This is a genomic window from Sphingopyxis sp. OAS728 (assembly GCF_014873485.1).
GTDB lineage: Bacteria > Pseudomonadota > Alphaproteobacteria > Sphingomonadales > Sphingomonadaceae > Sphingopyxis.
The window spans coordinates 1,300,445-1,314,244 of record NZ_JADBDT010000001.1 but is presented as its reverse complement, the minus strand read 5'-3'; the positions used below and the strand labels follow the sequence as shown (position 1 = coordinate 1,314,244).

6 protein-coding genes and 1 tRNA gene are annotated in these 13,800 nt (G+C 59.3%); 6 read left to right on the top strand and 1 reads right to left on the bottom strand.

From position 1 onward, the window contains the following. Positions 1-49: 49 nt before the first annotated feature. From GGC65_RS06105 to GGC65_RS06085, 5 genes are all read left to right on the top strand, one after another. Entirely contained in the window at positions 50-3,166 is a 3,117-nt protein-coding gene (locus tag GGC65_RS06105) for an SNF2-related protein (RefSeq protein ID WP_225940696.1), read from the top strand. Then, positions 3,163-5,034 carry an S-layer homology domain-containing protein gene (locus GGC65_RS06100; RefSeq protein WP_225940695.1) on the top strand — a complete coding sequence of 624 codons (1,872 nt, stop codon included), beginning with the start codon at positions 3,163-3,165 and terminating at the stop codon, positions 5,032-5,034. Before GGC65_RS06105 ends, GGC65_RS06100 begins: the two co-directional genes overlap by 4 nt. A 102-nt stretch (positions 5,035-5,136) precedes the next feature. Beyond that, entirely contained in the window at positions 5,137-6,303 is a 1,167-nt protein-coding gene (locus tag GGC65_RS06095; RefSeq protein ID WP_192646340.1) for a DUF6361 family protein, read from the top strand. Then, positions 6,293-8,155: a phospholipase D family protein gene (locus GGC65_RS06090; protein WP_192646339.1), complete on the top strand. Its 1,863-nt coding sequence runs from the start codon at positions 6,293-6,295 to the stop codon at positions 8,153-8,155. Before GGC65_RS06095 ends, GGC65_RS06090 begins: the two co-directional genes overlap by 11 nt. Then, the gene (locus GGC65_RS06085) at positions 8,107-11,253 is read left to right on the top strand and encodes a C-terminal helicase domain-containing protein (RefSeq protein WP_225940694.1); all 3,147 of its coding nucleotides are present in this window, start codon (positions 8,107-8,109) and stop codon (positions 11,251-11,253) included. The genes GGC65_RS06090 and GGC65_RS06085 overlap by 49 nt, the downstream gene beginning before the upstream one ends. Before the next feature lie 78 nt (positions 11,254-11,331). On the opposite strand, the gene GGC65_RS06080 is transcribed toward GGC65_RS06085, so the two are convergent. Continuing rightward, positions 11,332-11,407 (bottom strand) — tRNA-Thr (locus GGC65_RS06080). 204 nt (positions 11,408-11,611) lie between these two features. Here GGC65_RS06080 and GGC65_RS06075 point away from each other — a divergent pair. Continuing rightward, positions 11,612-13,579 (top strand): hypothetical protein, encoded by a 1,968-nt coding sequence (locus GGC65_RS06075; RefSeq protein WP_225940693.1) that lies wholly within the window; start codon positions 11,612-11,614, stop codon positions 13,577-13,579. The last annotated feature ends 221 nt before the right edge of the window (positions 13,580-13,800 follow it).

Here is a 13,800-nt window from a genome sequence, read left to right as displayed (position 1 = left end):
GTAAATCGCATTGACGAGCCCAGTGATTATTGGGACGCAAGGACGTTCCTTGGGGGAAGGGAAGAAGATGTTCTCGGCTGGTGAACTTGTTCGTTTAAAAAATGACCCGTCAACTGTCGGGACGGTCGGGAGAGAGCCTGCGGAAGAAGTCCACGGGCGCACCTTTCTTTGGATCGACTTCCCGACGGGCCGCCGGAAAGTTCCGAGCGCGCAGCTCGAAGCGATCCTCGCGGTTGCTGATCCGTTCGAAGACTTGAAGCGTGGAAAGCTGTCGGCACCTAGCGATCTCAGGCGGGTCATCACGCATCTTCGGATGACCGGCCGCCTCGCGGACATGATCTATAGCCTGGGTGCGACCAACACGGAGTTTCACGCCTACCAGTTCAAGCCCGTATTGAAGCTCCTCAATTCGCCGTCGCGGGGCTTGCTCATCGCTGATGAGGTCGGCCTTGGAAAGACGATCGAAGCCGGGCTGGTGTGGACGGAGCTTGTCGCCCGCTTCGATTGTCGCCGTCTCCTGGTCATCTGCCCCAAGCCGCTCTGCGAGAAGTGGCGCGACGAACTGCGCAGCAAGTTCAACGTCCTTGCACAGATCAAAGATGCCAAGGGGCTGCTTCAGACGCTCAAGGATGACAGCGAGCACAGGGAGGGCTTTGCGGTCATTGCATCCATGCCGAGCCTGCGTCCGCCCAAAGGATGGAGCGATCCCGATGAAGATGTCAGTGGGCCGCGCGCCGACTTGGCGGAATATCTCGCGGAAGCGGGCGACGATCTTTTCGACCTGGTTGTGATCGATGAGGCGCACCATTTGCGCAATACCGACACGATGAACCATCAGCTCGGTCAGTTGGTCACCGACGTGACCGACTACAGCCTGTTTCTGTCGGCCACACCGATCAACCTCCGGGCTAATGACCTGCGCGCCCTGCTCAAGCTTATCGATCCCGATACCTTCGAACGCGAGTGGTTGTTCGACATGCTGCAGGAAGAAAACGCGCCCTATGTGGCTGCGTGGGAAGCTGCGCGAAATCCAAAGGTTCCGATGGCAAGCGTCGCGGCCCTTGTCGCGGATTTGCCAGAAGGTCAGGTGCTCAAGACCGGAAGCCGCTTGGAGCGCTTGCGCGAAGAATTCGCCAAGGGAGTGGAGGATACGCCGGCAAACCGCATCAAGATCGCTGCACGTCTCGAAGAGATGTCCCTTCTCGGCTCGATAATCAATCGCACCCGCCGGCGTGATGTTGCCGAGTTCAAGGTTGAGCGGCGACCTCGAACGGCGCGATGGGAAATGACCGAGGCCGAACGGGACTTTTATGACGAAGCGACGGCTCGGATCGAGGCCTATGCTTACAGGCATGACATCAACGAGCGTTTTCTCCTCGCTCAGACCCAGCGCCTACTGGCCTCGAGCCTGCCTGCGGCATATCGCCATTGGGGCACGCGAAGCGGCCAGCTTACACTCGATGAGGAAGATGATGCCGGATCGAGTGGACCCATGCCCGGCCCCCTGACGGAAGCTCTGGGAGAGATTTGCGACGATCCTGTTCGCCTACGTGCGCTGGAAGCGAGTGACACTAAATTTGACCGTCTAGCCGAATGGCTAAGACACATTCGTGCGGAAACGCCCGACGAAAAGGTCATCATCTTCAGCAGCTTCCGCAAATCGATCGCTCACCTCGAACAGAAGCTGCGTGCCAAGGGTTTCGAGGTTCTCGAACTGCATGGGGGTGTGGCGGGGGATCGCCAGTCGATCGTGAACCTGTTCGGGGATGCGCCGGGCGGTACGATCCTTTTGACCTCCGAAGTAGGCGGTGAAGGTCTCGACCTTCAGTTTTGCCGTATCCTCTTCAACTGGGACTTGCCCTGGAATCCCATGAAGGTGGAGCAGCGGATTGGTCGTATCGATCGCATCGGACAGCAGTCGCAGTCGATCGACATCATCAATCTGATCTCGAAGGACACCATCGAAGAGCAGGTCTATGACCGGCTGTACGAGCGGTTGGGCATCATCCGGACGGCGCTCGGAGATTTCGAGCCTATTTTGGGCGATATCATTCGCGATATCGAGATTGCGCTCGTCAATCCCGAACTATCTGTCGAGCAACGCGCGATCGAGCTTGATAGGTCTGTGCTCGCGGCCGAACAGCGCAAGGCCCAAGCGGAGCAGCTTGAGCGCGAGGCGCCAGGGCTGGTTGCGCACGGTGACAGCATTTTGCAGCGCATCAACGATGCGCAGGCGCCGCACAAGCGCCTCACCGCAGCGGATCTGCGCGACTATGTCGCTGGTATCTTGGCCGGGTCCTATCGGGGAACCCGAATTGATCGGGCAGCCAATATGGAGATCGAGGCCTACGATATCCGGCTGTCCGCCGCCGCGGCCGCCGAATTCAACCAGTTTCGAAACAACAACGCCCGGCGCTATCCGACAAAGTTTGCACGCGAGAGCGTCGTCAGGAGCATTTTCGGTAGCAATCCGAACCCGTCGCGGTTTCGCGGTGTCGAAGCCATTCCGATGACCCATCCATTGTCACGTTTCAGCGCTCAGATGCTCGACCGAAAGCAGGGAAGCTCCCTCGCGCGACCTGTCACTGCATTCCAGATTCCGGTGAGAGAAGAATGGGGCGTGCCTGCTGGACGCTACGCTATCGCCATCGAGCGATGGTCCGTCGAAGGCATAGTGCCGGTCGACAAGCTCGCCTTTGTAGGAGCTGCGCTCGGAGGACGGGTGGCGCTTTCCGAGGAGGTCGCCGAGCGGATTTTGCTCGAAGCACTGTCAGAAGAGCCGCGGCTCAATCTTCTTCCGCCGGATGAGTGTCTTGCAGCGATGCCCACGGTCGAAGATCTGGCTCAGTCGCTCAGGGAGGCACGCTCCGATTTTGAGAACGCCGAAGCAGCCCGGCATTATGATCTTGTCGACACGCAGCGGTCGTTGATCGAGGAACATGCACGGCGCGAGCAGGAACGGGCCGAGACCCAGATCAGGGAGCATCGCTTTTCCGGCAGCGTGAAACGCCAGCAACTCGTTTACGCCGTGCAGGGCAAGCTCGAGAAGCTGATGGCCCGGCTCAACCTGAAGCTCAACGAGATACAGCGGCGCGAAGAATCCTTCAGTTACGATGAGCCAAAGCTGGTCGGCCTCGCCATCGTTGATCTGTTGGAGAAGCCATGATGGCAAAGGATCGTCGCCCAACAAGCCTCGCAGACCAGCTGAGCGGGCTGCAAGCGGCCATGCGCGAAAATGCGCGGGTTCCGCGCAGCGGTGCGGGGGCAGGCCGTCATCAGCCCGCTGGCAGTGCCTCTGAGAGCCGTGCTCCGATCGATGTTTCGGACATGGAGCAACAGATGCTCGCTAGACATGCCTTCAACGACGGTGGCTCCGAATCCGGACGGACGCCGAGTGAATTGGCGCCTGGGAATGGCATAGTCGATCGGCGGGGCCGGGCGATCGAGGTGTCGAAGAAATCTCGCCCGCCAAAACGGGAGATCGATCCTTCCAAAGTTCCAGTTCGGCCATCACGCACGCCTCCAGCCCTGGTCGGGGACCTGACGCCTGCGGCACGGGCTAGGCTGCAACGCGATGAAGCCAGCTTACCGCCGGTTCCCCCATCCTCTCCGGTGACCGACCATGCCGATGAGGCTTCCCGCAGCAATGTCTCGGCGCCGCAGTCTGCCGCAGCCCCCGTCGAAGTGCCCAAGAGCCGCAAGAGTCCGGTGGAGGAGGCGTTCGATCATATCCGGGATGTCGTGAAGAGGTCGACGCCGGCGATTGAAGCGCGAGCGAATTCGGTTCGGACTACTGTTTCGCGGGAAATTTGCGATCATATCGCTACCGGGAGCCGGTTGCTCGCCGAGCGACCGGAGCGCGACGAGGGCGGCTATCTGGTGGGGTTCGACTTCGGCACTAGCTCGCTGAAGGTGGTGTTTCATCAGCCCTATGCGGCCGATGATCCGGTCGCGGCAATGGAGGTTCCGAAGGAGCTGCGGTCGCGAGATCACCCTTATCTGTGGCAGACCGTGATCTGGTTTGATCCTGACAGTCAGGAGTTTTCGCTGGTCCCTTCGAACAACGCGACGCCGCTTGACGGTTTCAAGACGGGGATCATTGCCGGCTATGACGGTGAGCGTATCCGGCCGGAAGTTCCCGTAACCCGTGCCGATGCGGCCGTTGCCTTCATCGCGCTGCATATGGCGCATCTGACCGGCTGGTACGCCGAGACCCGACCGCTTGGCCCTGTCGGCGGATCGCACTTTCTTTCTTTCAATTTTGGCATCCCGACCGCAGCTCACGATGACGCCGCCTCATTCGGAATATTCCGGCGTATCCTGAGCGCCGCGCGCGTGGTTGCTGCCGATTGCACCAACCTTAGTTTGGACAAGGTGCGGCAGGCTTATCGTGCTTCATCCGGCGAGCTTCCGCCCGGCTATATCGTAGTTCCCGAGCTTTGTGCGGCTTTGGCCGGATATGCCAAATTGCCGACATCTTACCGCCGGTCGCATGTGCTGGTGGATGTTGGAGCCTCGACCCTCGATATCGTCGCGTTCAACCTCAATGACGATGATGAAGGTACCAACATTGCAGCCTTCTCGGCCGGCGTCGAACTATTGGGTGCGGCGGCGCTCGAAACAGCGCGCGAAGCCGAGATCGACGATAAGGTTTTCCGGTCAGCCTGCGATCACCAGTTCAACCTCGTATACAAGCGAGCCTGCCTTCCGACGGTTGCTCCCGGTTGTTTCAGGCCGAGCTTGCGCCGCGAGCCGGTGCAGCTTGTGACGACTGGGGGAGGATGTGCGACCGAGGTTCACGCCGCCTTTGTCGACAGCATGCCGGGCCGAATTCTCGGGGATCGAAAGGCCTACAGGCCGAAACCGCCAAAGCATATGACGCGCAAACGCTGTGATTCTGGCCGGCTGTTGCTGGCTTACGGCTTGGCACAAGATGAGCCGGACATCTTGCGCATCAAATTGCCGTCACAGATCGAACCGCTGCCGCTGGCGGATGATGGCTTTCCGTCGATGATCGGGAAAGACCAAGTGTAGGGGCCTCGCGGGTCTCTCTCGCCTCTCGGCGCCTCCTCTACGCCCAACGACTTGTCATCGGTCGATTGCACCTCATCAAACGCCGAAACTTGAAAGAGCGATATGTCCTATCTGGCCTGGATAGATTTTGACCCGGACGAGCGCCAGCGAGCGCAGACTCTTATTGATCTGTTCAAGCAGCCTGAGGCGCGGGATGAGCTCGGCCTAGGGACCGTTCGTGACGCGATAGCCGACTTGCTCTTCCCGGGTACGAGCACGATTCAAACCCGACTTCGCTATATGCTGTTTGTCCCTTGGATCTATCGCGAGGCACAACGTCAAAAGGGCACGCCTGCCGAGCGCGTCGCATTCGCACGCGACCTTGAATTTCAATTGAGCGAGGCGCTCTTGGCGGGTGGTGAGACGACCGGCGTCATTGGCCGCGACGCGGGCAGAAATCTGAAACGTCTTGCGTCCAGCGTCTATTGGGCCGGTCTTCATACACTTGGAATCCGGCCAATGGCTGGTACCCCGAACACCTTTCTTTCCTACGGACCTGAAAGTCTGCGGGATCATGACCTGCGGCTTTGGTCGTCAAATCTTCCAGAGCCGCCGGACGGCTTGTTCAAAAAGTGCGACTTTGACCTCGATGGCGAAGAGGCGGATTTTCTTAGGGACCGTTTCGCCATCAGCGCGAAGTCGAGCTTGCTCAATGAGCTCGCTGCCGACGGCGGAGAACGGAACGAACAATGGCCATGGCAGATTGTCGCGCGAAACATATCCGATTCAAACCGTGCAATACTTGATCACGCGGAGCGCTTCTCGGGCGTAATGTACGGTGCGAGCGTGCTCTACAATCTCCTCCTAGCGCGCCGCGCCGGAGACAATCCCAATGCAAGCAAGCACGCTGAGTCGGAAGAATTATGCGGTCGCTACACAGATGAGCTCGAGGATTGGCACAATGATCTGAAACAGCTCAAAGTGGATGATTGGGATGTGGATGGCCTTTTTGCACTTGTCGGACGAACGAGTCATAATTTGAGGTCGCCCACGCGCTCGTTCATTCGAGAATGGATAGGTCTTGCGCGGGAGCGAGGCACCGCGCTTCAGTCTGACAATCGTGCGATCGAGTTGCTCAAGCGCCGGGAGCACGGTTTGAAGCGCGGGAAGGCACGGTTGCTTCACGATGGGCCGCTTGAACGATGGTCGGGCGCTTCGGGGCATGCGCGACTGGATTTTCGCTGGGGAATTACCCGAAGCTATCTGACGGAGCTGGCCGATGCAGCCTGATCCATCTTTTGACCCAGAAAATAGAGAGCTCTACACGGCTATGATGCGTGCGCCCGATGGCTACCGCTTCGATCATGCCGTCGCGACCACTTATTCGCTCGATTTCGAAACGGCGCTCGCAATTCCCATCGCCATTGTGTTTCGAGACGCTGAAAATCGCGACGAGATGCGACGCAGTCCGCTGGCTTTGCTGCAAAGCGTCGAGCGGATGGCGGAGCGCATCACAATCTACTGCGACCGCGGGCGGATCAAGTCCGCTAACCCCAACGCCGCCCGGCTTATGGCGCTATATGAGAAGAGCATAGTGGAAGTTTCGGCGCCTGGTGGCGGCGCCTTCCACCCGAAACTCTGGTGCCTCCGTTTTCAGCCCGAAAAGAGAGGCGAGCCGGTCCGCATGAGGCTGGCCATCTTATCTCGTAACCTCACCAATGACCGGTGCTGGGACCTCGCGCTCTGCCTCGACGGCACGGTCGATTACGATGAGGAAAATAGCTCAAATGAACCGATTGCGAGGCTTCTTAGGGCGCTTCCAGGATTGGCTAATCGTTCGACCCGCCCAACCGAACCGGCGTTTCTTCGCTCGCTGGTCCGCGACCTTCAGCATTGCTGGTGGAGCGATTTGCCAGCCGGAGCGACCCGCATTAGCTTTGCGGTGAACGGCTTGGGTACAGAGCGATGGGAGCCTAAAAAGGGCGAGCGAATAGCCATTCTATCGCCGTTTGTAAGCAACGAGGCCCTGAAGTGGTTGGCCGACGGATATGCCGAACCTGGCGCCTCCCAGCTTATTGCGCGACCGGAGGAGCTGGACTGTTTGAACCCGAGCGTTCGATCGCTGTTTCAAGTCCAGACCCTCGATAGCCGTGCGACGGAATTTGAAGAAGGGGATGAGGAGGCCGCAGATACCGGCAATCTCGAAGGTCTGCACGCAAAGGCTTACGTCGTTGAGCGCGGTTCGCGTCTTCACATTCACCTTGGTTCAGCCAACGCGACAGTGGCGGCACTTGTCCCGACGAAGAGCGGGCGGACGCAGAATGTCGAGGTCATGGCTGAGCTTGATGGACCGAAAACCCGGATGGGAACCATTGATCAGGCGCTCTTCTCAGACGGCTTTAGGCGCCTGTTGATACCGTACGAACCGTCCGAGGCTCCAACTGAAGACGCACGATTGGCGGCCGAAAAGCTGCTCGATCGCCTGCGGCGGGAAATTGCGGCCGTGCCTCTGGATCTCAATTGTACCGAGCTGGGTGATCTGGTCGGCCTCGAGGTTTCCGTTGCCGGAGCCGTGCCAGGCGTCGAACTCCCGGACGGCGTCGCCTGCTTCCTTCGTCCGATTACCGTTGCCAATCTGAGCGGGCATGATGCGGCGGCCTTGTTTCAGGCACGGGTTCCCCTCGCTGTTGGTCACTTGCCGTTGGGTGATGTCACCCGGTGGCTGGGGGTGCGCCTGCACCATCAGCCGACGAACATGGAATGCTCCTTTACGCTCGGTGCGCGCCTTGTCGACCTCCCTGAGGGCCGGGATGCTGCAGTGCTCAGCGCGCATATTGCGAACGCGGAGAATTTTTTTCGGTATCTCAGCCTTCTGCTTGGAAGCCTGGGCGAAGGCAGCTTCCTCGAAGGCGAAGCCGCCGGTGAAGGGCAGTGGCTACAGCGCTTCGGACAGGGCGGAAGCTCGTTGCTGGAGCCGATGGTCCGCGCGCTTAACATGGGCGGCGATGAGCTGAGGGAGATCGATGCGCTACTCAGGCGTCTGGATAGCCCCGAGGGCGATGGGAATATCGTTCCAGAGGAGTTTAGGGAACTATGGGCGAGCTTCGCGCCACTTCTCGGATCATCGAAGGCACGCCGATGACCTATAAAGCTGACCCTCATCTCGCCGTCCTGAAACCCTTTCAGCGTGCTACCGTAGACTATGTCTTTCGGCGATTATTCTCGGAGCCATCGCCTACCGATCAGTTTTTGGTCGCCGATGAAGTCGGGCTCGGAAAGACGATGGTCGCGCGAGGTGTCATCGCGAAGACAATCGAGGAACTGACTGGCAAGGTTGACCGGATCGATATCGTTTATATCTGCTCCAATCAGGCGATAGCAGAGCAGAATATCAAGGCGCTCAACGTCGTCGGCTCCGATGCGAAGCCTCTGAATACACGGCTCACGCTTCTGCCCCTGGAGATTGAACGGCAAGGCGGCCTTGCTTCAAGGCCGGTGAACCTGATTAGCCTGACACCGGGCACTGCGCTTGATTTGAAGTCGTCATTGGGAACGGCGCCAGAACGTGCACTTCTATTTGAGATGCTACGCCAGCGTATCGGCCTTCGACACAAAGGAGTGCAACGCGTCTTTCGGGGGACGGTGGCTGAAGCGAACTGGCCGGGTATTGTTTCACGCATGCGTGAACAGAAAATTTCGGCTGTAATCTCCCAGCTTTTCAATGAAGCGGTTGATGATGGCCTGGTCGAACGGGTACGGACTGCGGCGGAGATTGCCCGGAGCCGGCAAAACCCGCATTATCCCCCCGACCAGCGTCCGGCCGTCCTCATTGGAGAGCTTAGGCGCATACTTGCTCGAGTTTGCGTCAATGCGCTGACCCCTGATCTTATCATTCTGGATGAATTCCAGCGATTTGCCGAGCTTTTGCACGAGCATGATGCGGACTTGGCCCCCGAGAAGGCCGCTGCAGCTGAACTGGCGCGCGCGCTCTTTTCCTATCGCGGAGACGATGGCTCAAAGGCCCGCCTGTTGCTGCTTTCGGCGACGCCTTACCGGATGCTCACGATCAGTAGCGACGATGCCGAAGAGGGTGACCACTATAAGGACTTCCTCCGAACGATGCGGTTTCTGTTCGGCGATATCGACGGTGAACGCCGCGTGAGCGAGCTTGAGGTGGAACTCGCTGACTTCAGGCGAGCGCTGCAGTCGATGCCGGCGACCAAGCAACTCGCGCGCGATAGGCGCGACAAGCTCCACTCCACGCTATCTCAGGTGATCGCCCGAACCGAGAGAGTTGACCGAACCGAAGATCGCAACGCGCTCGTGAGAGAATACCGGCCTAAGCTGTCGGTCGAAACGGGCGATCTTGAGGAGGTCAGAGAGGTGTCCAAGATCGCCGATCTGGTGGGTGCGCCTTCCGTGATCGAATATTGGAAATCGGCCCCATATCTCCTCAATTTCATGCGAGGGTATAAGCTACGCGACAAGCTTCAAGCCTTGAAGCTTCGGCCAGCCAAAGAACTGCGGAGCGCCATTCGGAACGTCCAGGGCCACCTGATTACCAAGGCGCAGATTGAGGCATATGACGAGCTTCCGCTTCGCAACTCACGGATGCGTGCCCTAGCGGGGACGGCTTTCGGGGAGGGACTCGACAAGGCACTCTGGATCCCGCCCTCTCGCCCTTCATTCGGCGAAGCCTCTGCTGCTACCAAGTCACTTGTGTTTTCAGACTGGTCAATGGTTCCCGACGCCATAGCTGCACTCCTTTCTCATGAGGCAAGCCGCCGTATGGGGATGTCTCCGGAGTCTGCCAGCCGGACCGGCCGGCCGATCGGCGTCGAAGAACTTTTGCCGATGCTTTGCCCTTCGCCGGCGCTCGCGACTTTGATCGATCCATTGGCGCTCGAGGCAAGGTTTGGCCGAGCGACGCATCGTGCCGAGTTGCTTGCCCAAGCGCGACAAGTTCTCGCCGAGAAAATAGACGCTTCGATCCTCGAACGAATGTCGGGTCGCTCTGACCGGCTGCTTCCTCTCCTTGTGGACATCGAATTGGGAAGTGCGGTCAATTGGGAGGACTTGGCGGCGGTCGAGCATGAAGGGCATGATGACCATGAAGCAATGGCGAGGACCATCGCGGCCATAATCGACGCGCTCGGGAGTGAAGATCATCAGGGCGACGCCGACTCTCGACAATGTCTCGACATGCTTGCGGAGCTTGCCCTCGGTTCGCCTGCGACGTGCGCGCTGCGGGCGCTTGCGCGCGTGTGCCCAGAGCGTGATTCTGACGATCCCGAACTCCTGGGCGCCGCTATGGCGATCGCGCTCGGATTTCGAAGTCTGTACAACCAGCCGGAGACCCGAGCGCTTCTCGAGGAAAACTCGCCGGTCAATTACTGGCGATTGATTCTGGCGCATGCGTCGAGCCACGACCTGCAAGCCGTTCTTGACGAGTATTTGCATCTGTTGGTCGAGGCCGAGCGCGCCGAGCAATATGCGCCGCGCGAGCGAGTTCATCTCATTGCTTCGAAATTGATTGAGGTTGTCGCGCTGAGGCCCGCCCAGATCACGCTGGATCACTGGACTGCTGGGCGGTCGCGATTGAATGACGAGACGTTCGAGGTTCGAGCGCGCTTCGCGATGCGTTTTGCGACACATGCAGAAGAAGAGAAGGGGATTCGGCGAACCGCGCTGGTGCAAGCAGCCTTCAAATCCCCATTCCGGCCATTTGTTCTCGCCTCAACTTCAATCGGACAAGAAGGTCTCGATTTCCATCCCTATTGCGCTCGAATCGTTCATTGGAACCTTCCGCGCAATCCGGTCGATATCGAGCAGCGAGAGGGACGGGTGCATCGCTTCAAAAACCATGCGGTGCGGCGTAATGTTGCGGCGGTCCAAGGCGGAACCGCGGAGATGTTGCCTGAACAGGGGTCGCATTGGACAGCGATGTTCGCCGCGGCTCAAGCCGATGAAATCGCTTCCGGCGGAGCCGGAGACATTATCCCGTACTGGATTTACCCTGGCGACGCGAAAATCGAGCGCGTCGTCCTCATGCCGCCCTTCAGCCGCGAGTTCGAACGCTATGACAATCTGAAAATGTCACTGGCGACTTATCGTCTCGCCTTTGGTCAGCCAAGGCAGGACGAACTCATCGAACTATTCTCGGGTATGACCGAAGAAGAAATCGCCGAGCTATCTTCGCTCCAGATATCACTTCGCCCGCCCGCGAATGCCGAAGGATAGGCGGCCGCATCGATTAGGGGCAGATTGGGTCAACCCGCCGCCATGTCAGACGCTTAACTCGTTGAATTATGGGGTCGATGGTGCCGCTTACAGGACTCGAACCTGTGACCCCATCATTACGAATGATGTGCTCTACCAACTGAGCTAAAGCGGCAACGAGGGGCGCCTCTACCAGCGTGCCGATAGTAAAACAAGCATCCTCGCGCAGAATCTGTTCTCGACCATTTTGACCGCTTTGGTTGGTCTCGCGTGGCTGCATTGACCCGGTCGCACGGCATTTCCCTTTTGAAAATGGGCTTCTGGCATTGGGCGCCGCTCCGCACCCCATTTCAGGAGCATATCAAACGTGCCCACAATATTGGCAGAACGACCATCCCTCACATCCGTCAGCGGCGAAGCGGAGACCGTCCTTCGGCCCAAATTAAAGCGTGGCCCCAAACCGAAGCCGATTGTCGAATTCCCCGAGCCGTCGGCCGAGGACTGGATAGACCCTCCCACGTTCCCGGAAGCGCTCGCACTGCACATGATGCGGCACGGCGACAGCTGCAATCATCTCCATCGCGCGATCATCCGTCCCGGCGACAAAACCGACCGCAAGACGATTCAGACCTGGGCTGTCGGTGCAAAATCGCCAGGGACGGTAGAAAGCCTTGCTGTCCTCGAACGAATCGAGCGGCGCTATCGTCTCCCGGCAGGCTATTTCCACGAGAAGCTGGACCGGAGCGGCCGGGCCGCCGCGCGGCCCGCTATTGCGAAACTTACGACTGCGGAGCGTCGCCGGCTTGCCTGGCACCTTCCGAGCGATTTCTCGACACGACCCAAACGCGAGCGCGAGGAGATATTGGCGTGGGTGCGCTCGGTGATCATTGAGGGCGCCACAGATTATCGGCGGTTCCAGCGCGAAGCGACGCAGCAGCGCTTCTCGCTTCGTTTTCCGGGTAACCTTGGTGACGGCCGTGTTCGAGGCGGCGGCGGCTCCGGTAAGGATGATCCGGACGAGGGAACGGAATTGGCGTGCCGGGATGCACCTTTGCATCTCCAGCAAGAAGTCGGCCGCCTCATCGCGTTCAAGACCTCAACCCTGGCTCCGTCGGGGCTTTTACGGCAGGGGATGTGGGGCGAAGAGACTGCATCGCAGAAACTCGAGCATCTCGGGTTGCTCTTCGGCGCGCTGCGGTCGCCGGCCGACGGCGAGATCAAGGGGCTCGGCGTTCCGATCGATCGGCTGTGCCTCGCCATGCTTCTCTTCCCGTCTCTTTGGGACTGGTATCTCCATTGGCGCGAAGATCGCCGCGGCTTCTACACGAGCTGGGAAATCAACATGCTCGACTTCGCGCTCTCGCTTGCGAGAGACAAGACGGGCTGGATGCGGCAGCACTCTGACCTCGCAGATGCGTTGCAACCCGTTGATGGTTTGATCTCAGCTGCGGAAGTCGAAGAGGCGCGGCGGGACTGGGATGCGGTCTGTGACCGCTTCACCATTTATGCGCTGAACCGAAAGAAGGACGTCCAGCGCGTCGCGAAGGTTCATCGCGATCCTTTCGAGCCCATATTGCCCATCCTTGAGGCTGAGAGCCCCGTCGGCGAATATCGCAAGATCACGGAAGAAATACTGGACCGGATGCCTAGTGCACGTCGGTATCCGAAAGCCGCGGCCGAGGCCGTGCGCGCCTTTCTGATGCTGCGTTTCGGACTGCACCTGGGACTTCGACAGAAGAATCTGCGCCAGCTTCGCTTCTGCGTCCGGGGCGGGCACCACAGCAGCGAGAAGCAGCTCGAAAGGCTGAAGTGCGGAGAGCTGCGATGGAATGATCTGTCGGGCGGATGGGAGGTCTTCATTCCGGCGGTTGCCTTCAAGAATGCGTCCTCATCCTTTTTCAGCCGAAAGCCCTATCGACTGCTGCTGCCCGATCTCGGACGGCTCTATGAGTTCATCGATCTCTATTTGGAGCGCGATCGGCAAATCCTGCTCGGGGGCGCCGAGGATCCGAAGACCTTCTTTGTGAAGTCGGCGAAGCTGACCACGAAAAATGCCGCTTATAGTCAGGTCGGTTTTTACGATGCCTGGCGCCTGACGACCCAACGCTATGGGATCTACAATCCATATACCGGCCAAGGTGCGATCAAGGGCCTGCTCCCGCACGGTCCGCATAATGTTCGAGATGTTTTGGCGACCCATGTCCTCAAGAAGACTGGCTCATACGAGCAGGCGGGCTATGCCATTCAGGATAGCCCGGAAATCGTCGCGAAACATTACGGTCGATTCTTCCCGCATGACAAATCAGCATTGGCGGCAGTGGTGCTCAATGAAGCTTGGGAGAGTTGAGCCGACGGCAGATTGAGCGCGGCCTCAAATGATCGCGCACTGGCGGCGGCAGGCTGCCGCCAGAGGTCGCGCGTTTGCTTGGGTTGCCGCGCTGCGCTCTTGGCTCGCTGATCTTGGCGGGGCGGCGGCTAAGCACATCTGCGCGCGCACGCCGCCCCGCCTGCGGCTTCGCCAAGGGCGCGTCTGTTATCCGATATTGACGCCGCGCTGACCGCACGGCG